Origin of the sequence: Palleronia marisminoris (genome assembly GCF_900172315.1) — a bacterium.
GTDB lineage: Bacteria > Pseudomonadota > Alphaproteobacteria > Rhodobacterales > Rhodobacteraceae > Palleronia > Palleronia marisminoris.
Window position 1 is genome coordinate 210,242 of sequence record NZ_FWFV01000005.1, and the last position, 24,593, is coordinate 234,834.

Below are 24,593 nucleotides of genomic sequence, written 5' to 3' on the forward strand. Positions count from 1 at the left end.
GGAAATGCTCCCGCTGCCTAGTGTGCGATCTCGGCCGCGAGGCTGCGACCGCTTTCCGCCGCGCGATCCTCGTTCCGCGCGATGGCCGGGGTCCTGCGGTGGTAGATCTCCGTATCCAGACAGTCGAGCATGAAATGCGCCAAATCCGCGTGACGTGTGCGGATCATGCCCTCTGGGATGACATCGGGTGTCACCGTGTAGTCACCGGTCAGGTCGCCCTCCATCAGCCATCCGGGCCGCACCGCGGTCCATTGCACGGCCGATCGGCGCAGGAGCCGCTCCATCTCGCCCATCTGGTTGAAGATCGGTGCAAGCGCAGCCCGGGCGGCGACGCGAAACGGCAGCGGGCCACGGTCGAGCGTCTCGACAAAGCTGGCCGAGATCACCACGAGGCGGTCGATCCCGGTGGCCTCCATCGCGGCGAGGTAGCGGCGCGTGCTTTCGATATAGAGCGGCGGCGGACCAAGCGCCGTGCGGGCGGTGAGGGGCAGGCCGATGCAGGACAGGATCGCGTCGCAACCCTCGACGGCCGCGCTCAGGTCGTCCTCCATCACGTTGGCCGTCGCCTTCTCGACGCCGGGGGGCACCTCGGCGCCCTCGGGCCACTTGAGTTCAAGCGCGCGGACGGCGTGCCCGCGCGCGACGGCCTGCTGCACGGCCTGCCGGCCGGTTGTCCCATTGGCGCCGAAGATGGCGATTTTTCTGCTATCGGTCATGCACCTCGAACGAGCCGGCGGGGCCATGCGTTCCCGCGCAAGCAGGGCCTTGTTCCCTTCGCGGCGGTCGGTCACAACCACGGGCAATCGAAGGAACGTCCCATGGCCATCCCCCCCGAGCAGATCGCACGCCAGTTCATCGAGGCGATCCCCCATTCCCGCGAGCTGGGCATGACGATCGAAGAGATCGGCGGCGGCGCCTGCCTGATCTCGATGCCATACGACGAAAAGCTGATCGGCGACCCGCGCACCGGCGTGATCCATGGCGGCGCGATCTCGGCGCTGATGGATACGTGCTCGGGCGCCGCGGTGATGAGCCACCCCACAGGCCCCTCGGCGACGGCGACGCTGGACCTGCGCATCGACTACATGCGCGCGGCGACTCCGCGGCAGACGATCCGCGCGCGGGCAGAGGTTTATCACCTGACCCGCTCCGTCGCCTTCGTCCGCGCCCGCGCCTATGACGACCAGGAAGACCCGCCCGTCGCGACGGCCGCCGGTGCATTCACCCTCAGCGTGAGGGATCGCGGATGAGCCGGCCCCGTCCCGAGCCCGTGCAGGTCATCAAGCAACGCCGCGACAGTGCGCTCGAGGCGCTCGTAGGCGGCATCCCCTACAGCCGCTACCTTGGAATCCGTTTCGAGCGCCGTGGCGACGAACTGACCGCGATCCTGCCCTTCGACGAAAAACTGATCGGTGATCCCATACTGCCGGCGCTGCATGGTGGGGTCACGGCGGCGTTTCTCGAAACGACGGCCGTCTTGTCCCTCGCCTGGACCCGCCTCTGGGACGAGATCGAAAGCGGTCGCCTGAGCACGGACGATCTGACGCCCGACACCATGCCGCGCATGCCCAAGACGGTAGATTTCACCGTCGATTACCTTCGTTCTGGACTGCCGCGCGATGCCTACGCCCGCGCCCGCGTGGTGCGGTCGGGTCGGCGATTTGCCTCCGTTCAGGTCGAGGGGTGGCAGGACAATCGCGACCGGCTCTACGCCTCGGCCACGGGTCACTTCGTGATGCCCCAGCCCCCCGAGAGCAATGGCTGAGCCGCGCCCCGTGACCCACCGCCGCGTGCTGGCGGTGGCGGGGCCGATCGTCCTGTCGAACGCAACGGTGCCGATCCTCGGCGCGGTTGATACCGGCGTCGTCGGCCAGATGGGCGAGGCCGCCCCGATCGGTGCGGTCGGCATCGGCGCGGTGATCCTGACGGCGCTCTACTGGTTGTTCGGCTTCCTGCGCATGGGAACGACGGGCTTCGCCAGCCAGGCGCTGGGCCGTGACGACCTTGACGAGGGCGCCGCGATCCTGACCCGCGGCCTTGCCATCGGGGCGGCCGGCGGTCTTGCCATCATCGCGCTGCAATGGCCCCTGTTCGCGGGCGCATTCCTGATCTCGCCCGCCAGCGACGAGGTCGAGACGCTGGCCCGGCAATACATGAGCATCCGGGTCTGGTCCGCCCCGGCGCTGATCTCGCTCTACGCGATCACCGGTTGGCTGATCGCGGCCGAGCGCACGCGGGGCGTCTTCATGATCCAAGTGCTGATGAACGGCCTGAACATCGCGCTGGACCTGTGGTTCGTACTGGGCCTCGGCTGGGGCGTGGGCGGGGTCGCTACGGCGACCTTCATCGCGGAATGGTCGGGGCTGGCGCTGGGCCTCTGGCTCTGCCGCGACGCCTTCGCGCGCCCCGCCTGGCGCGACATGTCCCGCGTGCTGGACCCGACGAAGATGAAGCGGTTCGCGCAGGTGAACGGCGACATCCTGGTCCGATCGCTGCTGTTGCAGATGATCTTCGTGTCCTTCTTGCTGGCCGGAGCGCGGTTCGGCGACGTGAAGCTCGCGGCGAACCAGATCCTCCTGCAGTTCCTCGAGATCACGGCCTTCGCCATGGACGGCTTCGCCTTCGCGGCCGAGGCGATCGTCGGATCGGCCTTGGGACGCGGCCGCCGAGACCTGTTCCGGCGCGGCGCGGCGCTCGCCTCGCTCTGGGGGGCGGTGACGGGGCTGGTGCTGGCGGTCGTCTTCCTGACCGCGGGCGGGTGGGTCATCGACGTGATGACGACGGCGCCGCTCGTGCGCGAAGAGGCGCGGTCATTCCTGCCCTACATGGTCGCGGCACCGATCTTCGGCTGCGCGGCCTGGATGCTCGACGGCATCTTCATCGGCGCGACCCGGACGGGCGACATGCGCAACATGATGGGGCTGAGCTTTGTCATCTACGTCGTGGCGGCGCTGCTTCTGGTGCCGAGCTTCGGCAATCACGGGCTGTGGTTGGCATTCCTGATCAGCTTCGTTGCGCGGGGCGTGACGCTCGGCTGGAAGTATCCCGCTCTCGAGCGGTCGGTGGCCGCCTAGGTCCACCGGTCGCGGTCTAGCCCGACCGCCTGCGCCGCGATCAGCCCGTCCTGCAGCAGCAGGTCGTCCAGCTCTCGCGTGATTTGCGCTGCCAGCGTCACGCCGCCATAGACCATCGCGGTGTAAAGCTGTACCGCGCTCGCGCCGGCCCGGATCTTGGCATAGGCCTCTTCGGCCGAGGACACGCCGCCGACGCCGATTAGGGGCAGCTTCGTCAGGGTCGAGAGCTTCGCCAGCACCCGCGTGCTTCTTTCGAACAGGGGCTTGCCTGATAGGCCGCCCTGCTGATCGCGGAAGGGCGAGCGCAGCCCTTCGCGCGACAGTGTCGTGTTGGTGGCGACGATCCCCGCGATGCCCGTCTCGTCCGCGACTCCCGCGATGTCCGCAAGCGCCTGATCGTCGAGGTCGGGCGCGATCTTCAGGAAGATGGGCAGTCCCCGCTCGTTCGCCTGCATGACACCCGTCAGCAGCGCGCGAAGCGCCTCGGCGCCCTGCAGGTCGCGCAGCTTTTCGGTGTTGGGCGACGAGACGTTGACGGTCGCGAAGTCGATATGTGGCGCGGCCTGGGACAACACCGTGGCGAAGTCCGCCGCCCGGTCGGCAGAGTCCTTGTTCGCCCCCAGGTTTAGCCCCCGCGGGACGGCGCTTTTGGCCGCGGCAAGCCTGCGGGCGATGATCTCGACCCCGGCATTGTTGAAGCCGAAGCGGTTGATCGCCGCCTCGTCCTCGGTCAGCCGAAAGAGCCGTGGCTTCGGATTGCCGCCCTGCGGGCGCGGCGTGGCTGCGCCAAGCTCCAGGAATCCGAACCCTGCGCGGGACAGTGGACCCACGGCCTCGGCGTTCTTGTCGAAGCCCGCGGCGAGGCCCACAGGATTGGGCAGCACGACCCCCGCGAGCTTCGTTCGCAGGCGCCCTGTCGTGACGGGACCGGGCAGGGGAACGAACCCCAGGCGCAGACCCTTCAGCGCCAGCCCGTGGGCCAGTTCGGGGTCCAGCCGCCTGAGCGCGGCGAGGCCGAGGCGCTCGGACAGGCTCATTCGTCGCCGAGCCCCATGGTGTCCACGCCCTCCCGCGGGATCTCGTGGTGCCAGACGACGTCGTCCAGCGACAGCGGACGGTAGAGATGCGGGTAGTCCTTGCCGTTCGCCGCGGCCTCCCATTTCAGGTCCCGGTCGTGCAGGCCCTCCGTCTCGACGGCGGCCAGGATCAGCCCGTGCTCGCCCTGGAAGTGCTTGGCCAGGGTGCCGCCCAGCTGGTCCTTGGTCGAGAAGTGGATGAACCCGTCGCGCTGGTCGTCCAAAGAGCCCGCCGTTTCGCCGGCCCGTTCCAGTTCGGCCCACTCGGCGGCCCGGAAAACCTTGTATATCCGCATCGTCGGTCCCTCCTCGGCGTCTTCGCTGGCCATATAGCTTCGCCACGTCCAGAGAAAACGCGTCATCGCGCTGTCACGCAATCCGGTTTTGACAGCCACGGGACAGCGGCGCACTGTTGCGACGCGTCAATCAAGGAGATCCGCATGACCATGCGCCTTTTCACGGCTACCGCCGTCGCCGCGCTGTGCGCCGGCACCGCGCAGGCCGACTATTCCCTGACCATCCTGCACACGAACGACTTCCACGACCGGTTCGAGCCGATCTCGGCCTTCGATTCGACCTGCGCGCCCGAGGACAACGAAGCCGGCGAGTGCTTCGGCGGAATCGCCCGCATGGTGACGGCGGTCAACGAGTCCCGCGAGAATGCGGGAAACGACGTGCTTCTGCTCGACGCCGGCGATCAGTTCCAGGGCTCGCTGTTCTTCACCGAATATGCCGGCGAGCTGTCTGCCGAGTTCATGAACCAGCTCGAGTATGACGCCATGGCCGTCGGCAACCACGAGTTCGACAAGGGCCCCGGCGGCCTGGCCGAGTTCGTCGAGATGGCCGATTTCCCGATCCTGTCCGCCAATATCGACGTCAGCCAGAACAACGAGCTTGCCGGCGACGTCCAGAAATCGGTCGTGCTCGAGCGCGGCGACCAGCGGATCGGCGTCGTGTCGGTGCTCGCCGAGGACACGCCCGAGACCTCCTCGCCCGGAGATTCGGTCATCTTCTCGTCCGCGGTGGACGGTGCGCAGGCCGAAATCGACCGTATGACCGAAGAGGGGGTGAACAAGATCATCCTTCTGACCCATGTCGGTCTGCCCGAAGACAAGCGCCTTGCCGAGGCGCTGACGGGTGTCGACCTCATCATCGGCGGCCACAGCCACACGCTGCTGGGCGACATGGAAGGCGCTGCGGGTCCGTACCCGAGCGAGGTGAACGACGTTCCGATCTTCACGGCCTATGCCTACGGCAAGTACCTGGGCGAGATCGATGTGACCTTCGACGACGAAGGCAACGTGACCGAAATCGGCGGCCAGCCCCGTCTGCTCGACGCGAGCGTCGCCGAGGACGAAGCGGCCAAGGCGCGCGTTACCGAACTGGCCGCGCCGCTCGAGGAACTGCGCCAGCAGGTCGTGGCGGAAAGCGCCGCCCCGATCGAGGGCTCGCGCGACATCTGCCGTGCGCAAGAGTGCGAGATGGGCAACCTCGTCGCCGATGCCATGCTCGACCGCGTGGCCGACCAGGGCATCCAGGTCGCCATCACCAACAGCGGTGGTCTGCGTGCCTCGATCGACGAGGGCGAGGTCACCATGGGCGAGGTGCGGACCGTGCTGCCGTTCCAGAACACGCTGTCGACCTTCGAGGTCACGGGCGAAACGCTGGTCGAAGCTCTCGAGAACGGCCTGAGCGAGTATGCCGACGTCGCGGGCCGCTTCCCGCAGGTGGCGGGCATGTCGTTCACCTTCGATCCGTCGGCCGAAGCCGGCAGCCGCGTCTCGGACGTGATGGTGGATGGCGAGCCGATCGACCCGCAGGCGACCTACGGCACAGTCTCGAACAACTACGTCCGCAACGGTGGCGACGGCTACGCGATGTTCGTTGATGCCGAGAACGCCTATGATTTCGGACCTGACCTTGCCGATGTGCTGGCGGACTACCTGGCGGAGCAGGGTCCGTACGAGCCCTATACCGACGGCCGCATCACCAAGGCCGGCCAGTAAGGCCCTTGGCGCCCGTCCGGGACGATCCCGGGCGGGCGCTTACTCCATTCCCCGCCTGCAGCGCCGCAGCGCCGCGATGTAGTGGTCGGGGTAAGGGTCGTCGACGCCCAGGACCTGGCCCGAGACATCTACCCGGTTCCGCCCCCGCGGCACGAAGGTGAACTGGGCCTCTGCCTTGTCGCTGACGCGCCGCGCCAGCACGCCGATCCGCGCAGGGGTTCCGGTGATGGATGCAATCTTGAAGACGGTAGCCTCTGCCATGATGTGGTAGGGGGTCAGGTGCCACGCTCCGAGCGTGCCGAGGCAGGTGCCGTTCGCCTCGGACTTCCAGAGATCGGTAAGCAGGTCTTCGTAGGTCTGTCTTGCGGCCGATAGCGGGGGCGTCACTACGCCCGGGGCAGGCGCGAGCCGGTCCACCGGCGCCGCGTATTGCCCCACCGGACCCGCATCGCGACACTCCGCGCCGATACAAAGCCCGCCGGCCCAGGCAGACGAGGCGGCCACAAGGGCGAGGATCGTGACGGCGAGGCGCAACATGGCGGGACCTTGGACAGGGACGGGCGCCCTCACCCTGCACCGGTGATCCTTAACCGAGTGTTGACCTCAGCAGGGAGACAGGCTGGCCGAGATGCCCTCGCCATCCGCGACCGAGCCGTCGATCTGCGCGCTGGCGCCCGACGGTCTGACGGTGAAGGTCGCCGGTGTCCCGTCCGAGCGAAGGGCCTGCACCCCGATCCGGTCCGGCGTGCCGGAATAGTTCACCACGTCGTAGGTTTCGCCTGCCGCGGTGATGCGGTCGCTCGACAGGCGCCAGTCGCAGGCGCCCCCGCCAGAGGCCCAGGCCCCGGCAAGCTGGTTGGCGAAGGCGTCCTCGGCGCTCGTGTCCTCGATGATCTCCGGGCCGACGCCCATCTCGTCCGAGGGGTCGTCCAGAGCCTGCCGCAGCTCGGCGGTGCTGGGGCCGAGATAGTCGACCTCGCCTTGCGGATTCTGGTCCAGCGATTGCGAGGTGATCCCGTCATCGGGCTGTGGCGGAGCGATGTCCTGCGCAAAGGTCCGGTCGATGCAGCGCGTCAGTCTGACCGCGATGCCGCTTCCCGCGACTTCGAGCGCCTCGCCCTGTGGCACCAGGTTCAGCGGCACACGCGCGCCCGATGACTGGCTGACAAGGTCGACCCGAATCGCGCCGCCGCCGCCGCCGATTCCCAGAAGGTTGAACCGGGTGAGGCCGGCGCGCACGCCGTTCGGCCCGAACGACCATGTGTCGGCAGGGTCGGCGCAGCTCTTGTCCGGTTCGGCCCATTCGCCCTGCACGTCTGAATAGATGCTGCGGGCCTGCGCCAGGACGTCCTGAGCGGTGGCGGTTGTTGCGACAAGGCAGAAGGCGAGAGCGAGACGAAGCATCGGGGAAGCCTTGGTTTGGGTCACGAGGGCATATAGGCCGCGCCGCGACAGATCACGAGCCCCCGGATCACGCTGCCGCGACCGGTGGATCCTCGCTCAGCCGGCGGCGACAAGCTCGTCGACCAGGACGGCGGTCTGTGGCGTGGTGGCGCGGGGGCTGCCGGTGGGGACGAAGGCGGTCTTCTCGTCGGCCGAGCGTGTGCTGGTCAGCATCCGCAGGACGGCGAACACCACGATCAGGATGTGCGACGTCAGCGTCACCACGAACAGCGCGCGCGGCGCGTATTGCATCATGCCCCAGCCGGCCGAGAGCGGCCCGATGATCGAGCCCAGGCCGAACACCAGCAACAGCCCGCCCGAGACGCGGATCGAGGCGCCCTCGCCCGCGTGGTCGTTGGCGTGGGCGACGATCACCGGGTACATCGCGAAGATCGCGCCTCCCAGGAAAGCCGCGAGAACCAGGTTCGCCCCGACGCTGGACGGTTGGATGAAGTAGAACGCGAGGTCTGCGCAGAGCGCCACGAGTGCGACTCCGATCAGGACGATGCGGCGGTCCATCCGGTCCGACAGGATGCCGACGGGGATCTGCGCGATGGCCCCGGTCAGGATCGGGACCGAGGTGAAGATCGCGATCGCCGTCAGGTTCAGCCCGATGCGGTCGGCAAAGACCGGCGCCATGGCCCCGAAGGACGCGTTCGAGACGCCGACGAAGAACACCGCGAACACGGCCACGGGAGAGTTCCTCCACAGCCCCGGCAGGTCCAGCCGCACCTGCACCAGGTCGTCCGGGTTGGACGAGGTCGAGACCGCTGTGGGGACCAGCGACAGCGCGTAGAAGATGCCCGCTGCGGCGAAGAGGACGAATCCGGACGGGTCTCCGACGATCAGCATCAGCTGCCCGGCGGTCGAGGCCGTCAGGTTCACCATCGTGTAGACGCCGAAGACGCGCCCGCGCATGTTGGCGGGGGATTTGTCGGTCAGCCAGCTTTCCACGATCATCGCGGCACCCGCGAAGCAGAAGCCGCAGATCCCGCGCAGCACGATCCAGGCCGTCGGCGTGACGAAGATCGCGCTTGCCAGAACGGTGATCGCTGCCAGTGCGGCCAGCGCCGAGAAGGCGCGGATGTGGCCGACGCGGCTCACCAAGCCGGACGTGAACATGCAGCCCAGCACGTAGCCGATCGCCCAGCCAGTGCCGAGAAGACCCAGCGACAGCGCCGTGAATCCCTCGATCCCGCCGCGGATCGGCAGGATCAGGCCGTTGATCCCGCCCGCGAACAGCAGGCAGGCGGACCCCAGAAGAAGGGCGCTGACGGGAATGAGCTGTCGGAGCATGTCGGTGGGCCGCGGATTGTGGATGCAGGGGGCTTAGGCGGGCCGGGACTGGCGATCAAGGTGGTCGCTCAACACATCGGCATTATCCCGCGCCGCGCTTTCAGTCGGCGAACGGGTCCTGCGGATAGGTGACGTGGGTCAGGTAGAGGCCTTCGGGCGGAGCGACAGGTCCGCAGGCGGCGCGGTCGCGGGCCTCGAGCGCGCGGGTGACGTCATCGGGGCTCCAGGCGCCGCGGCCGACGCGCTCGAGCGTGCCGACGAAGCTGCGGACCTGGTTGTGCAGGAAGGACCGGGCTGCGACGTGAAAGAGGTATTCAGTGCCGCCGGGGACGGGGCGCGACTCGACCTCCAGCCGGTCGAGCGTCTTGACCGGCGAATCCGCCTGGCACTGGACCGACCGGAACGTTGTGAAGTCATGCTGTCCCAGAAGCCGGTCGGCCCCCGCCTGCATCGCCACCGGGTCTAGCGTCTGGCGCACCCACCACGCCTTCCCGCGGTCATGGACCAGCGGCGCCCGGCGGGAGGTCACCCGATACAGGTAGCGCCGCCCGCGGGCGGTGAACCGGGCGTGCCAGTCATCGGCGACCTCGGCACAGGCGGTGATGGCGACAGGCGCCGGCTTGAGGTGGTGGTTCAGCGCCTCGGACAGGCGGAACGGATCCCAGTTTTGCGACAGGTCGGCATGGGCGACCTGCCCGGTCGCGTGAACGCCGGCATCGGTGCGTCCCGCCGCGGCGATGGAGGGCACGTCCCGCTCCAATCGCGCGAGGGCGGCCTCGACCGCGCCCTGTACCGACGGCTGGTCCTTCTGGCGCTGCCAGCCGGCGAAGGGTGCGCCGTCATATTCGATGCGGAAGGCGTAGCGGGGCATGGGTCGCGCGCCTACGCCGTTCGCAGCGGTGCGACAAGCCGCGTGCGCCGCCAGAACCGACCCTGGAGCATCACCGCCGCGACCGTCAGCCCCGCGGCCATGCCCAGCCACACGCCGACCCCGCCCAGGCCTGCAGGAAAGCCGAGCAACCAGGCCAGCGGCATCCCGATGGCCCAGTAGGAGATCGCGGCATAGGCCATCGGCACGCGCGTGTCCTGAAGCCCGCGCAGGAAGCCCATGGCCATGACCTGCGCCGCGTCGGCAAGCTGAAACAGCGCAGCGGCGGCAAGAAGCCCTCGGCCCAGGACCAGCACGGCCTCGCGCGCGGGCTCGTCGCGGCCGAGGAACAGGTCGATCAGCGGGTCGGGCAGGAACACCAGCATCGCAAGCGTGGGCAGCGCCACGCAGCCCGACAGGATCATCGCGGCCATCGCGCCTTTGCGCAGGCCGGCGGGATCGTCGCGCCCGACCGCGTTGCCTGCGCGGATCGTCGCCGCCTGGCTGAGGCCCAGATGCGCCATGAAGATGACCGAGATGATCTGCATCGCGATCCCATGCGCCGCCAGCGGCACGGTGCCGAGCCAGCCCATCAGGACCGTCGCGCCGGCGAACAGCCCCGCCTCGGCCAGGGTCGCCGTGCCGATCGGCCAGCCGAGCCGGAAGACCCGGGCAAGCGCCTGCGGGTCGGGCTTCCAGACGTTGCGGAACAACTCGTGCTCGGGCGTGGCGAGCGCCGCGTGAACCGCGAGCGCGAGGAAGGCGACGGTGGTCGAGATCACCGACCCGATCGCGGCGCCGGTCACGCCAAGCTCGGGGAAGCCGAAGGCGCCGAAGATCAGCGCGTAGTTGATGACCGCGTTCAGGAGGAACGCCGCGACCATGGCCCAGAACTGCGCGCGCGTGCGGCCGAGGCCCGACAGGTAGGCGCGGATCACCATCAGCCCGAGCGCCGGGAAGATCGAGAAGCCCTGGATCGCGAGGTACCTTGCGGCAATCGCGGCCGTGCCGGGGTCCTGCCCGAGGGCGCCGAACAGCGGGCCCGCGAAAAGGAACACCGGCAGGACCGCCACGCCGAACCCGAACGACAGCCAGAAGGCCATTCGGGTGACGCGGCGGATCTCGGTGCTCTGACCGCGGGCTTCGGCCTCGGCGATGATCGGTGTCACCGACCAGCCGAACCCGGCTCCGAACAGAAGCGCGATGCTGAACAGGGTCGATCCCAGCACCTGCCCGGCCAGCGCCTCGACGTCGTAACGCCCGAGCATCGCGGTGTCGGTCAGCTGGATCGCCATCTGCGCCATGAGGCTGCCGATCAGCGGAAGCCCGAGCGCGACGATCCGGGTGATATGCAGGGTCCAGGTCATGCGCAGCCCTTATTCGGGGCGCGCGCATCCGGCAATGGCAGGGAATGGCACCTTGTGAGATTGTGGTCTCTCTGGCAAGACAGGCCCGATATGGCCCGGACCCTTCACATACGGCGAATTACCGACCCGGCGCGGCCCTGAGCCCGCCGGGACCGAGGCGCCGAGACCTTCGCGCCGCCATGATGCACCCCCTGACCTGACATATACGGGACCGTTCCCCCATGTGCGCCGACACGCCCGAAATCCCCGACTACAAAGTTACCTTGAACCTGCCGCAGACGGACTTCCCGATGCGCGCCGGCCTGCCCAAGCGCGAGCCCGAGTGGCTCAAGCGCTGGGAAGAGATCGGGGTGTATGACCGTCTTCGCGAGAAGCAGGGCCGCACGCCCTTCACGCTGCATGACGGCCCGCCCTATGCCAACGGCAACCTTCATATCGGCCACGCGCTGAACAAGACGATCAAGGACATGGTCGTCCGGTCCCACCAGATGATGGGCTTCGACAGCCGCTACATCCCCGGCTGGGACTGCCACGGCCTGCCGATCGAGTGGAAGATCGAAGAGCAGTACCGCGCCAAGGGCCAGGACAAGGATGCCGTGGACGTGGTCGAGTTCCGGCGCGAGTGCCGCGACTTTGCCGCCGGCTGGGTCGATGTCCAGCGCGAGGAGTTCAAGCGGCTCGGGATCACCGGCAACTGGGCCCAGCCCTACCTGACGATGGATTTCCACGCCGAGCGGGTGATTGCTGCCGAATTCCAGAAGTTCCTGATGAACGGCGTGCTCTACCAGGGGTCGAAGCCGGTCATGTGGTCTCCGGTCGAGAAGACCGCGCTGGCCGAGGCCGAGGTGGAATATCACGAGCGCCAGACCGACGCGATCTGGGTGATGTTCCCGGTGGTCCGGGCCGGGCGCAGCGGCGAGATCATCCCCTCGGAAGAGGAGATGGCCGAGGACGACCGCGAATCCGAGGCCGAGACCATGCTGAAGCGCGAGGCGCAGCTTGAGGCGGCGAAGGTGGTGATCTGGACCACGACGCCCTGGACCATCCCGTCGAACCGGGCGATCTGCTTCAACCCGGATGTCTCCTACGCGATTTACGAGGTGACGGGCACGCCGGACGAGTGCTGGGCCAGTGTCGGCGACACCTACCTGCTGGCCGACAACCTGGCCGCCGATGTCCTTGGGGCCGCGCGGCTTGAGGACGGCCAGTGGAAGCGCGTGCGCGGCCTGCGCAACAGCGAACTCGAGGCGCTGATCTGCGCCCATCCGCTGCGCGGGGCCGAGGGTGCGGCAGGCGAATGGGATTACGACGTGCCGATGCTGCCCGGCGCCCATGTCACCGACGACGCGGGCACTGGCTTCGTGCACACCGCCCCCAGCCACGGCGACGACGACTTCCAGATCGGCCTGCAGCACGGCCTGTCGATGACCTACAACCACGGCGATGACAGCGCCTATCGCGAGGACATGCCGTTCTTCGCGGGGCTTCAGGTCATCGACCCCAAGGGCAAGCCGGGCGGGGCCAACAAGGCGGTGATCGAGAAACTGGTCGAGACCGGCGCGCTGCTGGCGCGGCGGCGGGTCACGATCTCGGACGCGCATTCCTGGCGCTCGAAGGCGCCGGTGATCCGGCTGAACCGCCCGCAATGGTTCGCCGCCATCGACCGCGCGGTGGGCGATGGGCAGGACACCTACGGCAAGACGATCCGCGAACGTGCATTGCGGTCCATCGACGAGCTGGTGACCTGGACGCCCAAGCGCGGGCGCAACCGCCTGCATTCCATGATCGAGCAGCGCCCCGACTGGGTGCTGTCCCGGCAGCGCGCCTGGGGCGTGCCGCTGACCTGCTTCGTGAAGGCGGGGTCCAAGCCGACCGACGCCGACTTCCTGCTGCGCGATGAAGCCGTGAACACCCGCATCCTCGACGCCTTCGAGGCCGAGGGCGCGGATGCGTGGTACATGGATGGCGCCAAGGCGCGGTTCCTGGGCACCGACTACGATCACGATGAGTGGGAGCAGGTGTTCGACATCCTCGACGTATGGTTCGACAGCGGCTCGACCCACGCCTTCGTCCTGCGCGACCGCGAGGACGGGACCGACGACGGCATCGCCGACGTCTACCTCGAAGGGACCGACCAGCATCGTGGGTGGTTCCACTCGTCGCTGTTGCAGGCCTGCGGGACGCTGGGGCGCGCGCCCTACCGCAACGTGGTGACGCACGGATTCACGCTCGACGCCAAGGGCAACAAGATGTCCAAGTCGGTGGGCAATACGGTCGCGCCGCAAAAGGTCGTGGACCAGTATGGCGCCGACATCCTGCGCCTGTGGGTGGCGCAGTCCGACTATACCGGCGACCTGCGCATCGGGGACGAGATCCTCAAGGGCGCCGCAGACAGCTATCGCCGGTTGCGCAACACCCTGCGCTTCATGCTGGGCAACCTGCCCACCGAGGTGCCGGAGGTCGCGGTCGAGGACATGCCCGACCTCGAACGCTGGGTGCTGCACCGCATGGCGGAACTGGACGACGTCGTCCGCGCTCGCTATCGCGCCTTCGACTTCCAGGAGGTGTTCCAGGCGGTCTTCACCTTCGCCACCGTGGACCTGTCGTCGTTCTACTTCGACATCCGCAAGGACGCGCTGTATTGCGACGCGCCGGACTCGACCCGTCGCCGGGCGGCCGAGAAGGTGCTGGACCTGCTGTTCCACCGCATCGTGACGTGGCTGGCGCCGATCCTCGTGTTCACGATGGAAGAGGTGTGGCTCGAGCGGTTTCCGGGCGAGGACAGCTCGGTCCACCTGCAGGACATGCCCGACACCCCCGACGACTGGCGCGACGAGGCGCTCGCCGCGGCCTGGTCCCAGGTGCGACAGGCGCGGCGCGTCGTGACCGCCGCGCTCGAGGTGCAGCGGCGGGACAAGACGATCGGTGCCTCTCTCGAGGCCGCGCCGATCGTGCATGTCACCAGCGACGAACTGGCTGGCGCGCTGGGGCAGGTGGCCTTCGACGACGTCTGCATCACCAGCGACATCCAGGTGACCACCGATGCCCCCCCGCCCGAGGCGTTCCGCCTGCCCGAGGTGGACGGCGTGTCGGTCGTCTTCTCCAAGGCCAATGGCGAGAAATGCCAGCGCTGCTGGAAGGTGCTGCCCGACGTCGGCACGCATGCGCATCCGGCAGTCTGCGGGCGCTGCGACGCCGCACTCGACTAGGCGATTGCGCGCGATCCGGGTCGCCGGGTCGCGCAGGGGTCTCCATCATGGGTCGAAACAGCCCACGGAGACCCCGATGAACTTCCAGATCGCGGCGCTGCCCTTCGCGCCCTTCGCCTCGCTGTTCACGCATCCCGAGGCAGAGCTTCCCCGCCATCGCGCCCGCAGGGTGACGGCGGATGCGGCGCCGGGCTATCCCTGCCGGGTCAGCCTGACGGATGCCGAGATCGGCGAGACGCTGATCCTCGTGAACTACACCCACCTCGGGGGCGCGACCCCGTACGCGGCAAACCACGCGATCTATGTTCGTGAACGGGCGACTCGCGCATGGCCGAAGCCGGGCGAGGTGCCCGAGATGCTCCGCAGCCGCCTGCTCAGCATCCGCGGCTTCGACGCCGGGGGCTTCCTGCGGGTGGCGGAGGTGAAGGAGGGCGCGGCGCTCGCGCCGGTGCTGGAGGACATGCTGTCCGATTCCGGCATCGCCCATGCCGACATCCATTTCGCCGGGCCCGGCTGCTTCGCCGCGCGGGCGATGCGGGTGCATTGACCTCGACACGTGGTAAGGCTCTCGAAACTACGGGAGAGAAAGGTATGACGAGGGTTCGCGGGCTGAACCACGTGACCCTCGCGGTCGCGGATGTCGATCGCGCGGTCGCCTTCTATCGCGACCTCCTGGGATTCCGCCTGCGCGCATTGTGGCCCGAAGGCGCGTATCTCGAGGCCGGGCCGCTCTGGCTCTGCCTGTCGCACGACCCTGCGGCGGCCGGCCAGACCCGCGCAGACTATACCCATATCGCCTTCGACGTCGCCGCCGAGGCCTTCGACGAACTTGCGAGCCAGGTCGCACAGGCGGCGCCGATCTGGCGCGAGAACAGGTCGGAAGGGAAGTCGCTGTATGTGCTCGACCCCGACGGGCACAAGATCGAGCTGCATGACGGATCGCTCGAAAGCCGGCTGGCCGCGTACCGGCGCGATCCGTGCAAGGGCGTCACGGTCTTCGACTAGGCTCTCAGCCGTCTTCGCCGTAGATCGCCTGCTGCACGATGCCGACAAGCACGAGGTAGATCGAGGTCACGATCAGTCCGAGCTGGATCGGGGGCCACGGGTGGAAATCCTGCCACGCCGCCACCAGGGCCAGTCCCGTCCAGACCAGCGCTATGGGCAGGGACAGCGCGCGCCACCTCTTCGTGCGGACCGGGTGGATGAACTTGAGCGGTAGGAACATCGCGATGGCCAGAAGGATCGTCACGGTCAGGATGGTCCACCACCGCGGCTCGACGGCGAAGAACACCAGCACAGCCATGTTCCAGCAGCCCGGAAAGCCCGAGAACGAGTAGTCCTTCGTCTTCATCCGGGAATCCGCGAAATAGACGACGCTGGTATAGGTGATGACGATGATCGCGATCCAGCCGGTCCAGCCCGGCAGAAGCCCGCTGGCGAACAGCGCGTAGGCCGGGATGAACACGTAGGTCAGGTAGTCGATGATGAGGTCCATCAGGACCCCGTCATACTCGCGCGCGTTCGTCCCCACGTCGTATCGCCGGGCCAGCGGTCCATCGATGCCGTCCACCGCGAAGGCGACGACCAGCCACAGCCACATGAGGTCCCAGCGGGCATCCGTGGCGGCCAGCATGGCAAGAATGGCGAATACGGCGCCCGTGGCGGTCAGGAAGTGGACGGCGAGGGCCTTGGTACGAACGGTCATGGCAAAATGATGACAGCCGCCGGGCGGGGGTGCAATGGTGCGCTCACGTTTCCTCGACACGGTGGCCGAAGCGTTGCAGCCGCTGCTCGAGTCGTTGCTCGAGCGAGGATCGTGCGAGCTTCAGCGACTGGACCAGAAGCCGGGCCTTCATCGTCGCGGGCGTCAGGTCGACGATCGCGCTGATCCGAGTCTGCCGGTCCGACAGGGAGACGAGCTCCAGCTTGACGCGCGCCGTCAGGCCATCCCCCTCGCCGCGCAGGGCGAGCTGTTCGTCCGCCTCGAACCCCACGACGCGAATGTCCGAATGCCGGAGCTTCCCGCGGAACGGAAAGCTGGTGCGCCACGAGGCTTCGGCCGGGTTCGTGCGATCGTCGAGCCGCTCGATCTCGGCGCCGCGATCGCGCGCCGATGTCTCGATACGGTCGAAATCGGTCAGGTGCCTGAAGATCTTGTCGGCCGGTGCGGCGACATCGGTGCGGGCGCTGAGTTTCAAATCGTGGATCCTGCCAGGTGTCGGTCTAGGGTCGGATCAATCGAGCCGGTCCGCAAGCCAGTTCCGCAGCAGGAAATGCGCGATCGAGCCCGGTCGTGCCGGTTTGACATCATGTTCCCCCGCAATCGCCTGCGCGAGTTCCTCGCGGCTGAGCCACTGGGCGCTCTCGATCTCGACCGGGTCGACGGAGATCTCCTGCGTGGTTGCATGGCCGCGGCAGCCGATCATCAGCGAGGCGGGGAAAGGCCAGGGCTGACTTGCGAGGTAGTCCACGCCGCCGATGCGGATGCCGGTTTCCTCCCACGTCTCGCGGCGCACGGCGGCCTCGATCGTCTCGCCCGGCTCGACGAAACCGGCGAGGAGCGAGTGCATCCCCTCGGGCCATCCCGGCGACCGGCCCAGAAGAACCGAATTGCCGTGGGTGACCAGCATGATGACGACCGGATCGGTGCGCGGGAAGTGCCGGCGCCCGCAAGCGGTGCACAAGCGTTGCCAGCCGGCGGAATGCGGGTGGCTCTCGTGGCCGCAATAGGCGCAGAAGCCGTGGCTTCGGTGCCACTCGAGCAAGGCGCGCCCGGTCGCCGCCAGCTCGGCCGCCCGCGCCGAAAGCTGCGTCATCGCCCCCCGCAATTCGACGAAGGACGCGTCGGGCAGGTCCGGATGAGCCTGGGTGGAGGGGTCGGCGAAGGCGCCGAGCGTGTCGGGGATCTCCTGCGGCGACCAGGCGGAAAGGTCCGTGGCGAAGGTGGGCACCTCGCCGTCGAGCCCGAGGAAGAGCCGCAGCCCCCCCTGCGCGAGCACGGAATGGTCGAGCGGTACCCGCGCGAGGGAGTATCCACCCGATTCCGCATCATGCACCACCGCCGGCTTTCCCCGCCACAGAAGGAGCGTCCGCGCCTTCGGTGATGCGGCCTGTCGGCGCTCTCGCTCTTCGGTGCGATCGAAGACCGCCCGGTCGAGGGCCGAGCCGCCAAATGTCACAAGTTCCGCATCACGCATTCGATCTGTTTCCAACACTGCAACAACAGAGAGCGATTTCTTTGCGATAAGCGATAGACAAAGGTCTCTTTCCTTTACAACCTGTGGATGTCGCCCGTTTATCGCAAAGAGTGAATATGAACGCTCAAGCTTCTTTCCATGCGGAAGTCTAGATGGCCCAGCTCAAGCTGATTGCCACGTCTGATCTTCATGGCGAGCTTCGCGACTTCGACTATGTCCGGGGTAGGAACGACCCGAGCCGCGGTCTCAGCCGTGCGGCAGGCTTCATCGACGAGCTGCGCGCCGAGGCCGATGCCAGCGTCCTGCTCGATGCCGGCGACTTCCTCTTCGGGCGGCCCTACGCTGACTTGCCCGATGGCGGCGCCACCGCGGTCATCGAGGCGATGAATGCGGTCGGCTACGATGTGCTGACGATCGGAAACCACGAGTTCGACATGGGCGCCGAGGTTCTGGAACGGGCGCTGGACACTGCACGGATGCCGGTGATTTCCGCGTCGATCTTGCGCAAGTCGAACGGCGCGCACTGGCGCCCGACCCGCACGATCATCGAACGCGACATGCCCGACGGCCCGATCCGCATCGGCGTGACCGGCGTCCTGCCCCATTCGGCCTTTCCCGTGCCGATCATGCTCGAACGCGCGGGACTTGTCCTGCGGGATGCCGAGGCGGCGTTGCGCGAAGCAGTCGCGGATCTTCGCGCGGACGGTGCCGACATCGTCGTCGTGCTGTGCCATGAGGGCGTCTCGCGGCGGAACGGCGGCACGGTGGTCGAGCCGCTGGCCCTGATCGGGGGCATCGACGCGATTGTCCTGGGGCACCTGCACGACGTCTTCCCCGGGCCGAACGGCCTGGTGTCCGACACGATAAACCCCTCGCGCGGGTCGATCTGCGGCGTGCCGACCGTGATGCCCGGCTTCCGCGCCCAACATCTGGGATGCATCGACCTGTCCGTGAAGCGGGTCGAGGGGCAGTGGCGCGTGACCGGCGCGGATGTCGATGTTCACTCGGTGCAGTCCTCCGCGACCAAACGGCACCAGCCGAACGCGCTTTCGGTGCTCAGGGCCAGCCAAGGGGCGCATGCGAACGCGCTGCGCCTGTCGCGCGAGGTCATCGGCACCTGCGTGCATCCCTTGCATACCTTCTTCTCGTATCTCGGCACGTGCCGGGCCACCAACGTGTCGGCCGAGGCCAAGCGCACCGTCGTCCATGCCGCAATGGTCGAGGCCGGATGCGACGATGCGCCCGTGGTCGGGCTTGCGGCGCCGATCCTGAGCGGCGGATATGGAGGGCCGTGGGACTACGTCGATATCGTGCCGGGGCCCGTCACGCGGGGCGACGTGCAGCGGCTCGCGCCCTATGCCGACCAGATCGTGGGTGTCCGCGCATGTGGAGCTGATCTGCGCCTCTGGCTGGAACGGAGCGTCAGCGTGTTCAGCCGGATCATCCCCGGCGAGCATTCCATGCGCCTCGTCGATTCCCGGTTCCCTCCGACCTGTTTCGACATTCCGGCCGGGGCCACGTTCGAGGTCGATCTTTCCCGGCCGGCCCTGTTCGACGCCCGCGGGATCCGCGTGGAGGAGGGTCCGGGGCGAATCCGAGACCTCAGGATCGGTGGGCGCTTGCTGGAGGACAGCGCGCCCGTCGTCCTGGCCACGACCCATCATCGGCGCAGCGGCGGTGGACAGTTTCCGATTCCCGATGGGCCGTGGATCGAAACCGGTCTGAGGATCGACCGTGCCATCGAGGCGCTGCTGGCGACCGAGCCGGATCTCGAAGCGGTCAGGACGTTCCGCTTCACGCCCCTCGCGAATGCCCGCGCGGTCTTCGAGACCTCGCCGCGGTCGAACGCGCTGCGATCAGACGTGCCGATCCCGGATGCGATGTGGCTGTCGCTCAACCGGGAAGGGTTCCAGGAACTGATCGTGCCGCTCGACTCCACGGGTTGAAAGCCGGTCGCGGGTTGAGTATCTGCAGGTCGAGAGGTTGGCGCGGGCAGGCGCCTCGCCAACCCGGTCAGGTCCGGAAGGAAGCAGCCGCAACGAGCCCCGCTTGGGTCGCTGTCCAGCCTCTCACCCTTTCCCCTCTTTCGGCGGTTCGTGGCCATAGATCGGCAGGCGCCATCCGAGCGCGATGGACCCTGCGCGCAGCCCGAAACAGGCCAGCGCCCCGGCGCCAAGTGCCCATGCCGCATCCACGCCGAGCCACAGGGCCACCAGCGCGATCGCGGTGCCGGCCAGCGCCGCGGTGACGTAAAGCTCACCATGCTTCAGGACGAGTGGCACCTCGTTGGCCACCACGTCCCGCATCAGACCGCCCAATGTCCCGCTTGCCACCCCCATGAACAGGACAATGGGCCAGCTCTGCCCGTCATTCACCGCGATTCCGGTGCCGGCCGCGACGGCCGAACCCAAGGCGAGCGCGTCGATCCAGTAAAGCGTCTGGCGCCGGCTTTCGAGCAGGTGGGCGGTGAAGAAGACGATGATCGCGGCGGCCACCGCAAAGCCGAGATAGCTCGGCCTGTCGATCCACAGGACCTCGCGGTCCAGAAGCACGTCGCGCACCGTTCCCCCGCCAAGGCCGGTCAGCACCGCCAGAAAGGCGAACCCGACGATGTCGAGCTGTGCACGGCTGGCGGTCAGCGCCCCGGTCAGCGCGAAGACGAAGACCGCGACGTGGTCGAGAACCCCGACGGCGCTCATTTCTTGAACGGCGCCATCCCGGCGCGGGCCAGCTCGTCCGCCCTCTCGTTCTCGGGGTGGCCTGCATGGCCCTTGACCCACTGCCAAACGACGTCGTGGCGCTGCCCGGCCTCGTCCAGGCGCTTCCACAGGTCCTCGTTCTTCACGGGCTTCTTCGCGCTCGTCTTCCAGCCGTTCCGCTTCCAGCCGTGGATCCAGCTCGTCACGCCGTTCTTCACATACTGGCTGTCGGTCACCATCGTGATCCTCGACGGCCGCTTGAGCGATTCCAGCGCCGAGATCGCGGCCAGAAGCTCCATCCGGTTGTTGGTCGTGACCTTCTCGCCGCCGTTCAGTTCGCGCCGCTTCTTCTCGGCCTCGCCCTCGCGCGCGATCAGAAGCGCGCCCCAGCCACCGGGGCCGGGATTGCCGGAACAGGCGCCGTCGGTGTAGGCAAACAAGTCGGTCATGGGGCTTATCCGAAGATGACGGGAAGAAGGGTCAGCACGACCACGGCGGTCAGGAGAACCCGCAGGCTCATCCACCAGCCCGGCGCCAGCCCCTGCTTCTGGAACATGAAGTCGAGGCCGAGGATCCCGACAAAACCCAGCGCCAGCCACGTTGCCGCCGAAACCGGTCCGCCGCCCACGAAGAAGAACGCCCAGAGCGCCGGCACGACCGACAGCGCATAGCCGCTGGCGGCCACCGCGCCCGCCGCCTTGGTGGCGAACCCCCAGAGCACCCCCGACATGAAGCTGAGGATCACCGTCCCGTAGGCGAGTTGCACATACGGTCCGACGAAGCGGGGTGAGATCGTCTGTGCCGTCCATAGGCTCAGGCTCGGGACGAACGATGTTAGGACCCCCCAGAGGAACGGCAAGAGACCGACAAGGCCGAGTGCGAGCGGTGCAGCGGGGATACGGGTCATGCGCGCTCCTTCGGGGCTTCGGCCGGGGCAGGGAGGGGCCTTGGCGTCAGGCTCTGCTGATGCCACGGGCGTGGCGCGATGGAAAGCGCGAGGCTGTCAGCCATCTCTCACTCGGACGGGAAACGAGGTGCTGCGTCCTCAGGCTGGTTCGCGCAGGACGCGGGGGACCTTGAACTCGACGTTTTCGACGGCCGTCTCGACCACCTCGATCGACACGTCGTACTGCGCGCGGAAGGCGTCGACCACCTCGTCGATCAGCACGTCGGGGGCCGAGGCCCCGGCCGTGATCCCCACGGTCGTGATGCCATCCAGTGCGCGCCAGTCGATATCCGTCGCCCGCTGGACAAGCTGCGCATAGCCGCACCCGGCGCGGCGGCCGACTTCGACCAGACGCTTCGAGTTCGACGAGTTCGGCGCGCCGACGACCAGCATCGCGTCGATCCGGGGCGCGATGGCCTTAACGGCTTCCTGCCGGTTCGTGGTGGCGTAGCAGATGTCTTCCTTGTGGGGGCCGATGATCGCGGGGAAGCGGTCCCGAAGGGCGGCCACGATCTCGACCGTGTCGTCCACCGACAGGGTCGTCTGGGTGATGAAGGCGAGCTTCTCCGGGTCGCGCACGTCCAAGCTTGCCACGTCCTCGGGGGTCTCGACCAGCAGCACTTCGCCCTCGGGAAGCTGGCCCATGGTGCCCAGCGTCTCGGGGTGGCCGGCATGACCGATCATCACCATCTGGAGACCGTTCTGGTGGTGCCGCTCGGCCTCGATATGGACCTTGCTGACGAGGGGGCAGGTGGCGTCGACATAGACCATCTCGCGCGCGCGGGCCTCGGCCGGGACGGCTTTCGGCACCCCGTGGGCCGAGAAGATCACCGGGCGATCCGTCGGCGCCTCGTCCAGCTCCTCGACGAAAACCGCGCCCTTGTCGCGCAACCCGTCGACCACGAAGCGGTTGTGGACGATCTCGTGGCGCACGTAGACGGGCGCGCCCCATTTCTCGATCGCCATCTCGACGATCTTGATCGCGCGGTCCACGCCCGCGCAGAACCCGCGCGGTGCGGCGAGATAGAGGGTGAGGGGCGGTTTGGTCATCTGCGGTCTCCTTGGGGCCCAGACCTAGGCATCCCTGCGCAATGCGTCCAGTGGGGGCGTGCGAGCGCAAGGAATTGTGGATCGGAGCGTCGATCTATGGTATTCGAATCGTATTGATCGGGACATTGACGACCAAGTGATTGAAAAAGGGGGGGGGCCGCGGACGTTCACGTACCGCGGTCGAACCTTTCATACGAACCCTGCCGTCACCCCGGCAAGGACGGCATATCGCCCCGCCTTGGCCAGGCTGACAAGGGCGAGGAACACCCACCACCGCGTTCTCAGGATGCCCGCGACGACGGTGATCGCGTCGCCGAACGGTGCCCAGCTGAGCAGCAGCGTCCAGACGCCCCACCTGCGATACCACTCCTGCGCGCGATCCAGTTGCGCCCCGGTCAGGGGAAACCAGCGGCGTTGGCGGAACCGCTCGATCCCCATGCCCATCAGGTAGTTGATCACCGAGCCGAGGATGTTGCCGGCGCTCGCGACCGCCAGCAAGAGCCAGAGCGAGACGGTGCCGCGCGCCTGCAACCCGACGAACAGGATCTCGGACTGCGCCGGAAGGATCGTCGCCGCCGTCAGTGCGGTGACGAACATTCCCAGAAGCGACCAGGCCGTTTCCATGGCCTGGCAGGATCAGGCGCTGGCGCGATCCTGCGCCTGGTCGACGTGGCGCGGCGGGCGCCCGATCACCTCGCGCAGCTCTTCCAGTTCGATGAAGTTGTCGGCCTGCCGGCGCAATTCGTCGGCGATCATCGGCGGCTGCGAGCGAATGGTCGACACGACCGAGACGCGAACGCCCGAGCGCTGAAGCGACTCGACGAGCGGGCGGAAATCGCCGTCGCCCGAGAAGAGGACCGCGTGATCCATCCGGGGCGCCAGCTCCATCGCGTCGACGGCCAGTTCGATATCCATGTTGCCCTTGACCTTACGGCGCCCCTGGCTGTCGGTGTATTCCTTGGCCGGCTTCGTCACCATGGTGAAGCCGTTGTAGTGCAGCCAGTCGACAAGGGGGCGGATCGGCGAATACTCTTCGCTGTCCAGTAGCGCGGTGTAGTAGAAGGCCCTGAGCAACTTCCCGCGCCGCATGAATTCCTGGCGCAAGAGCTTGTAATCGATATCGAACCCGAGCGACTTGGCGGCCGCGTAGAGGTTAGAACCGTCAATGAACAGGGCCAGCCGCTCGTCGCGGTAAAACATCTATAAATTCCTTCTATAAAAAGCGCGAATATCGCGAAAATTGAAATGGTAGGGAGCAAGCGTAAGTGCGCGAGAACTCGCAGGAAATTGATCCCGGATCGACCGCGCGGCAACATATCCTGAAGGATAGTCGCTCAGCTACTTTCCTGATCGCCTTCGGGGCCAATCTGCCCGGTCCCGCCGGCACGCCCCAAGAGACGCTCGGGGCGGCTCTGAACCGCCTCGCGACCGACCTGCCCGAGCCGATGAGCATCAGCCGCCTCTACGAGACGCCGGCCTATCCCCCCGGATCGGGCCCGCCCTTCCTCAATGGCTGCGCGGCAGTTCAATGGGCCGCGGGGCCAGAGACGCTGCTGGCGCTGCTGCACGACATCGAAGGCGCGTTCGGGCGAACCCGCGCAGGACGGTGGGAGCCGCGGGTGATCGACCTTGACCTCATCGCCGCGGGCGCATCCGTGCAGCCCGATCCGGCGACCCAGGATGCGTGGAGGGCGTTGCCTCTCGCAAGGCAGCGGGTGCTGCGTCCGGATCGCCTCGTGCTGCCCCATCCGCGGCTTCACGATCGCGCCTTCGTGCTGGTGCCATTGCTCGACGTGGCGCCGGATTGGAGGCATCCGCGGACGGGGCGATCCGTGCGCGAGATGGTCGATGCGCTGGACCGCGACGAAAAAGCCTCCATTCGGCCTGTCGCATAAGGCAAATTCACGGCGTCCCCGGGTTGTCAATAGAGCGCGACTCGCATATTTCCACAGCCTCAGCCGGCGTCATCGTGCGCCGTGCCCCGATTCAGCAGGAGAGTCCCATGGCCCGCGTGACCGTCGAAGATTGCGTCGATAAGGTTCCGAACCGGTTCGAGCTTGTCATGCTCGCCGCGCATCGCGCCCGCGAGATCACCGCCGGCTCCGCACCCACCGTGGACCGCGACAACGACAAGAACCCGGTCGTCAGCCTTCGCGAGATCGCCGAAGAGACGCAGCAGGCCGATGGTCTGCGCGAGCGGATGATCGAAAGCCACCAGACCCAGATCGAGGTGGACGAACCCGAAGAGGATTCCATGGCGCTGCTGATGGGCGCCGAGCAGCAGGACAAGCCCGCCACCGACGACATGTCGGAAGAAAAGCTTCTGCGCGCCCTGATGGAAGCCCAGCAGCAGAAGTAAGCC

At 67.5% G+C, this 24,593-nt stretch carries 27 protein-coding genes and 1 other RNA gene; 11 read left to right on the top strand and 17 right to left on the bottom strand.

Going from position 1 to position 24,593, the window contains the following annotated elements:
- Window positions 1-17 precede the first annotated feature (17 nt).
- A complete protein-coding gene (locus PAM7066_RS10490) occupies window positions 18-716 on the bottom strand; it encodes an NAD(P)-dependent oxidoreductase (protein WP_245749653.1) in 699 nt (232 codons plus the stop codon).
- Between the two features lie 102 nt (window positions 717-818).
- On the opposite strand from PAM7066_RS10490, the gene PAM7066_RS10495 reads away from it, so the two are divergent.
- From PAM7066_RS10495 to PAM7066_RS10505, 3 genes are read left to right on the top strand one after another with little or no spacing between them, the layout of a single operon-like run.
- Window positions 819-1,250, top strand: coding sequence for a PaaI family thioesterase (locus tag PAM7066_RS10495; protein ID WP_085854118.1), 432 nt, complete (start codon window positions 819-821; stop codon window positions 1,248-1,250).
- A complete protein-coding gene (locus tag PAM7066_RS10500; RefSeq protein WP_085854119.1) occupies window positions 1,247-1,765 on the top strand; it encodes a PaaI family thioesterase in 519 nt (172 codons plus the stop codon). Before PAM7066_RS10495 ends, PAM7066_RS10500 begins: the two co-directional genes overlap by 4 nt.
- Window positions 1,758-3,074, top strand: coding sequence for an MATE family efflux transporter (locus PAM7066_RS10505; protein ID WP_085854120.1), 1,317 nt, complete (start codon window positions 1,758-1,760; stop codon window positions 3,072-3,074). The genes PAM7066_RS10500 and PAM7066_RS10505 overlap by 8 nt, the downstream gene beginning before the upstream one ends.
- On the opposite strand, the gene PAM7066_RS10510 is transcribed toward PAM7066_RS10505, so the two are convergent.
- Window positions 3,071-4,111 (bottom strand): quinone-dependent dihydroorotate dehydrogenase, encoded by a 1,041-nt coding sequence (locus PAM7066_RS10510; protein WP_085854121.1) that lies wholly within the window; start codon window positions 4,109-4,111, stop codon window positions 3,071-3,073. The two genes, PAM7066_RS10505 and PAM7066_RS10510, sit on opposite strands and share 4 nt — an antisense overlap.
- The gene (locus tag PAM7066_RS10515; RefSeq protein WP_306456068.1) at window positions 4,108-4,545 is read right to left on the bottom strand and encodes a DUF952 domain-containing protein; all 438 of its coding nucleotides are present in this window, start codon (window positions 4,543-4,545) and stop codon (window positions 4,108-4,110) included. Before PAM7066_RS10515 ends, PAM7066_RS10510 begins: the two co-directional genes overlap by 4 nt.
- 45 nt (window positions 4,546-4,590) lie before the next feature.
- On the opposite strand from PAM7066_RS10515, the gene PAM7066_RS10520 reads away from it, so the two are divergent.
- Complete coding sequence (locus PAM7066_RS10520) at window positions 4,591-6,156, top strand: bifunctional metallophosphatase/5'-nucleotidase (protein WP_085854122.1); 1,566 nt, start codon at window positions 4,591-4,593, stop codon at window positions 6,154-6,156.
- Window positions 6,157-6,195: 39 nt separating this feature from the next.
- On the opposite strand, the gene PAM7066_RS10525 is transcribed toward PAM7066_RS10520, so the two are convergent.
- The 5 genes from PAM7066_RS10525 to PAM7066_RS10545 form a co-directional block, all read right to left on the bottom strand.
- Window positions 6,196-6,693 (bottom strand): hypothetical protein, encoded by a 498-nt coding sequence (locus PAM7066_RS10525; RefSeq protein WP_085854123.1) that lies wholly within the window; start codon window positions 6,691-6,693, stop codon window positions 6,196-6,198.
- Window positions 6,694-6,759: 66 nt separating this feature from the next.
- The gene (locus PAM7066_RS10530; protein ID WP_085854124.1) at window positions 6,760-7,560 is read right to left on the bottom strand and encodes a hypothetical protein; all 801 of its coding nucleotides are present in this window, start codon (window positions 7,558-7,560) and stop codon (window positions 6,760-6,762) included.
- A 96-nt stretch (window positions 7,561-7,656) separates the two neighbouring features.
- Window positions 7,657-8,895: an MFS transporter gene (locus PAM7066_RS10535; RefSeq protein ID WP_085854125.1), complete on the bottom strand. Its 1,239-nt coding sequence runs from the start codon at window positions 8,893-8,895 to the stop codon at window positions 7,657-7,659.
- Between the two features lie 100 nt (window positions 8,896-8,995).
- Entirely contained in the window at window positions 8,996-9,766 is a 771-nt protein-coding gene (gene truA / locus PAM7066_RS10540; RefSeq protein ID WP_085854126.1) for a tRNA pseudouridine(38-40) synthase TruA, read from the bottom strand.
- A gap of 11 nt (window positions 9,767-9,777) precedes the next feature.
- A complete protein-coding gene (locus PAM7066_RS10545) occupies window positions 9,778-11,130 on the bottom strand; it encodes an MATE family efflux transporter (RefSeq protein ID WP_085854127.1) in 1,353 nt (450 codons plus the stop codon).
- Window positions 11,131-11,351: 221 nt separating this feature from the next.
- On the opposite strand from PAM7066_RS10545, the gene ileS reads away from it, so the two are divergent.
- The 3 genes from ileS to PAM7066_RS10560 all read left to right on the top strand — a co-directional run bounded on the left by ileS (window position 11,352) and on the right by PAM7066_RS10560 (window position 15,344).
- Window positions 11,352-14,339 carry an isoleucine--tRNA ligase gene (ileS, locus tag PAM7066_RS10550; protein WP_085854128.1) on the top strand — a complete coding sequence of 996 codons (2,988 nt, stop codon included), beginning with the start codon at window positions 11,352-11,354 and terminating at the stop codon, window positions 14,337-14,339.
- Window positions 14,340-14,415: 76 nt separating this feature from the next.
- Window positions 14,416-14,886, top strand: coding sequence for a DUF1203 domain-containing protein (locus tag PAM7066_RS10555; protein ID WP_085854129.1), 471 nt, complete (start codon window positions 14,416-14,418; stop codon window positions 14,884-14,886).
- A 44-nt stretch (window positions 14,887-14,930) separates the two neighbouring features.
- Window positions 14,931-15,344 carry a VOC family protein gene (locus tag PAM7066_RS10560; RefSeq protein ID WP_085854130.1) on the top strand — a complete coding sequence of 138 codons (414 nt, stop codon included), beginning with the start codon at window positions 14,931-14,933 and terminating at the stop codon, window positions 15,342-15,344.
- A 4-nt stretch (window positions 15,345-15,348) separates the two neighbouring features.
- Here the strand turns inward: PAM7066_RS10560 and PAM7066_RS10565 are convergent, their stop codons facing one another.
- Genes PAM7066_RS10565 through nudC form a run of 3 tightly spaced genes read right to left on the bottom strand, consistent with a single transcriptional unit; the run spans window position 15,349 to window position 17,536 of the window.
- The gene (locus tag PAM7066_RS10565; protein ID WP_085854131.1) at window positions 15,349-16,044 is read right to left on the bottom strand and encodes a CDP-alcohol phosphatidyltransferase family protein; all 696 of its coding nucleotides are present in this window, start codon (window positions 16,042-16,044) and stop codon (window positions 15,349-15,351) included.
- A gap of 43 nt (window positions 16,045-16,087) precedes the next feature.
- Entirely contained in the window at window positions 16,088-16,537 is a 450-nt protein-coding gene (locus PAM7066_RS10570; RefSeq protein ID WP_085854132.1) for an SRPBCC family protein, read from the bottom strand.
- A gap of 36 nt (window positions 16,538-16,573) precedes the next feature.
- On the bottom strand, window positions 16,574-17,536 hold the full coding sequence (gene nudC / locus PAM7066_RS10575; RefSeq protein ID WP_085854133.1) for an NAD(+) diphosphatase: 963 nt from the start codon (window positions 17,534-17,536) through the stop codon (window positions 16,574-16,576).
- Window positions 17,537-17,688: 152 nt separating this feature from the next.
- Between nudC and PAM7066_RS10580 the strand changes: the two genes are divergently transcribed.
- Window positions 17,689-19,482, top strand: a complete 1,794-nt coding sequence (locus PAM7066_RS10580) for a metallophosphoesterase (protein ID WP_085854134.1) — start codon at window positions 17,689-17,691, stop codon at window positions 19,480-19,482.
- Window positions 19,483-19,513: 31 nt separating this feature from the next.
- Window positions 19,514-19,610, top strand: an RNA gene (gene ffs / locus PAM7066_RS10585) — signal recognition particle sRNA small type.
- On the opposite strand, the gene PAM7066_RS10590 is transcribed toward ffs, so the two are convergent.
- From PAM7066_RS10590 to PAM7066_RS10615, 6 genes are all read right to left on the bottom strand, one after another.
- On the bottom strand, window positions 19,606-20,235 hold the full coding sequence (locus PAM7066_RS10590; RefSeq protein WP_085854135.1) for a trimeric intracellular cation channel family protein: 630 nt from the start codon (window positions 20,233-20,235) through the stop codon (window positions 19,606-19,608). The two genes, ffs and PAM7066_RS10590, sit on opposite strands and share 5 nt — an antisense overlap.
- The gene (gene rnhA / locus PAM7066_RS10595) at window positions 20,232-20,684 is read right to left on the bottom strand and encodes a ribonuclease HI (RefSeq protein ID WP_085854136.1); all 453 of its coding nucleotides are present in this window, start codon (window positions 20,682-20,684) and stop codon (window positions 20,232-20,234) included. The genes PAM7066_RS10590 and rnhA overlap by 4 nt, the downstream gene beginning before the upstream one ends.
- 5 nt (window positions 20,685-20,689) lie before the next feature.
- Window positions 20,690-21,142, bottom strand: a complete 453-nt coding sequence (locus tag PAM7066_RS10600; RefSeq protein WP_085854137.1) for a DUF3429 domain-containing protein — start codon at window positions 21,140-21,142, stop codon at window positions 20,690-20,692.
- 138 nt (window positions 21,143-21,280) lie between these two features.
- Window positions 21,281-22,231 (bottom strand): 4-hydroxy-3-methylbut-2-enyl diphosphate reductase, encoded by a 951-nt coding sequence (gene ispH, locus PAM7066_RS10605; protein WP_085854138.1) that lies wholly within the window; start codon window positions 22,229-22,231, stop codon window positions 21,281-21,283.
- A gap of 189 nt (window positions 22,232-22,420) precedes the next feature.
- Window positions 22,421-22,855: a YqaA family protein gene (locus PAM7066_RS10610; protein WP_085854139.1), complete on the bottom strand. Its 435-nt coding sequence runs from the start codon at window positions 22,853-22,855 to the stop codon at window positions 22,421-22,423.
- A gap of 12 nt (window positions 22,856-22,867) precedes the next feature.
- On the bottom strand, window positions 22,868-23,431 hold the full coding sequence (locus PAM7066_RS10615; protein ID WP_085854140.1) for a LabA-like NYN domain-containing protein: 564 nt from the start codon (window positions 23,429-23,431) through the stop codon (window positions 22,868-22,870).
- Between the two features lie 65 nt (window positions 23,432-23,496).
- Between PAM7066_RS10615 and folK the strand changes: the two genes are divergently transcribed.
- Window positions 23,497-24,126 carry a 2-amino-4-hydroxy-6-hydroxymethyldihydropteridine diphosphokinase gene (gene folK / locus PAM7066_RS10620; RefSeq protein ID WP_245749654.1) on the top strand — a complete coding sequence of 210 codons (630 nt, stop codon included), beginning with the start codon at window positions 23,497-23,499 and terminating at the stop codon, window positions 24,124-24,126.
- A 107-nt stretch (window positions 24,127-24,233) separates the two neighbouring features.
- The gene (gene rpoZ, locus PAM7066_RS10625; protein ID WP_085854141.1) at window positions 24,234-24,590 is read left to right on the top strand and encodes a DNA-directed RNA polymerase subunit omega; all 357 of its coding nucleotides are present in this window, start codon (window positions 24,234-24,236) and stop codon (window positions 24,588-24,590) included.
- Window positions 24,591-24,593: the final 3 nt, after the last annotated feature.

Bases quoted from the DNA above. Each gene is read 5' to 3' on its own strand.
- PAM7066_RS10490 (WP_245749653.1), bottom strand. From the start codon at position 716: ATGACCGATAGCAGAAAAATCGCCATCTTCGGCGCCAATGGGACAACC.
- PAM7066_RS10495 (WP_085854118.1), top strand. From the start codon at position 819: ATGGCCATCCCCCCCGAGCAGATCGCACGCCAGTTCATCGAGGCGATC.
- PAM7066_RS10500 (WP_085854119.1), top strand. From the start codon at position 1,247: ATGAGCCGGCCCCGTCCCGAGCCCGTGCAGGTCATCAAGCAACGCCGC.
- PAM7066_RS10505 (WP_085854120.1), top strand. From the start codon at position 1,758: ATGGCTGAGCCGCGCCCCGTGACCCACCGCCGCGTGCTGGCGGTGGCG.
- PAM7066_RS10510 (WP_085854121.1), bottom strand. From the start codon at position 4,111: ATGAGCCTGTCCGAGCGCCTCGGCCTCGCCGCGCTCAGGCGGCTGGAC.
- PAM7066_RS10520 (WP_085854122.1), top strand. From the start codon at position 4,591: ATGACCATGCGCCTTTTCACGGCTACCGCCGTCGCCGCGCTGTGCGCC.
- PAM7066_RS10525 (WP_085854123.1), bottom strand. From the start codon at position 6,693: ATGTTGCGCCTCGCCGTCACGATCCTCGCCCTTGTGGCCGCCTCGTCT.
- PAM7066_RS10530 (WP_085854124.1), bottom strand. From the start codon at position 7,560: ATGCTTCGTCTCGCTCTCGCCTTCTGCCTTGTCGCAACAACCGCCACC.
- PAM7066_RS10535 (WP_085854125.1), bottom strand. From the start codon at position 8,895: ATGCTCCGACAGCTCATTCCCGTCAGCGCCCTTCTTCTGGGGTCCGCC.
- truA (WP_085854126.1), bottom strand. From the start codon at position 9,766: ATGCCCCGCTACGCCTTCCGCATCGAATATGACGGCGCACCCTTCGCC.
- PAM7066_RS10545 (WP_085854127.1), bottom strand. From the start codon at position 11,130: ATGACCTGGACCCTGCATATCACCCGGATCGTCGCGCTCGGGCTTCCG.
- ileS (WP_085854128.1), top strand. From the start codon at position 11,352: ATGTGCGCCGACACGCCCGAAATCCCCGACTACAAAGTTACCTTGAAC.
- PAM7066_RS10555 (WP_085854129.1), top strand. From the start codon at position 14,416: ATGAACTTCCAGATCGCGGCGCTGCCCTTCGCGCCCTTCGCCTCGCTG.
- PAM7066_RS10560 (WP_085854130.1), top strand. From the start codon at position 14,931: ATGACGAGGGTTCGCGGGCTGAACCACGTGACCCTCGCGGTCGCGGAT.
- PAM7066_RS10565 (WP_085854131.1), bottom strand. From the start codon at position 16,044: ATGACCGTTCGTACCAAGGCCCTCGCCGTCCACTTCCTGACCGCCACG.
- nudC (WP_085854133.1), bottom strand. From the start codon at position 17,536: ATGCGTGATGCGGAACTTGTGACATTTGGCGGCTCGGCCCTCGACCGG.
- PAM7066_RS10580 (WP_085854134.1), top strand. From the start codon at position 17,689: ATGGCCCAGCTCAAGCTGATTGCCACGTCTGATCTTCATGGCGAGCTT.
- PAM7066_RS10590 (WP_085854135.1), bottom strand. From the start codon at position 20,235: ATGAGCGCCGTCGGGGTTCTCGACCACGTCGCGGTCTTCGTCTTCGCG.
- rnhA (WP_085854136.1), bottom strand. From the start codon at position 20,684: ATGACCGACTTGTTTGCCTACACCGACGGCGCCTGTTCCGGCAATCCC.
- PAM7066_RS10600 (WP_085854137.1), bottom strand. From the start codon at position 21,142: ATGACCCGTATCCCCGCTGCACCGCTCGCACTCGGCCTTGTCGGTCTC.
- ispH (WP_085854138.1), bottom strand. From the start codon at position 22,231: ATGACCAAACCGCCCCTCACCCTCTATCTCGCCGCACCGCGCGGGTTC.
- PAM7066_RS10610 (WP_085854139.1), bottom strand. From the start codon at position 22,855: ATGGAAACGGCCTGGTCGCTTCTGGGAATGTTCGTCACCGCACTGACG.
- PAM7066_RS10615 (WP_085854140.1), bottom strand. From the start codon at position 23,431: ATGTTTTACCGCGACGAGCGGCTGGCCCTGTTCATTGACGGTTCTAAC.
- rpoZ (WP_085854141.1), top strand. From the start codon at position 24,234: ATGGCCCGCGTGACCGTCGAAGATTGCGTCGATAAGGTTCCGAACCGG.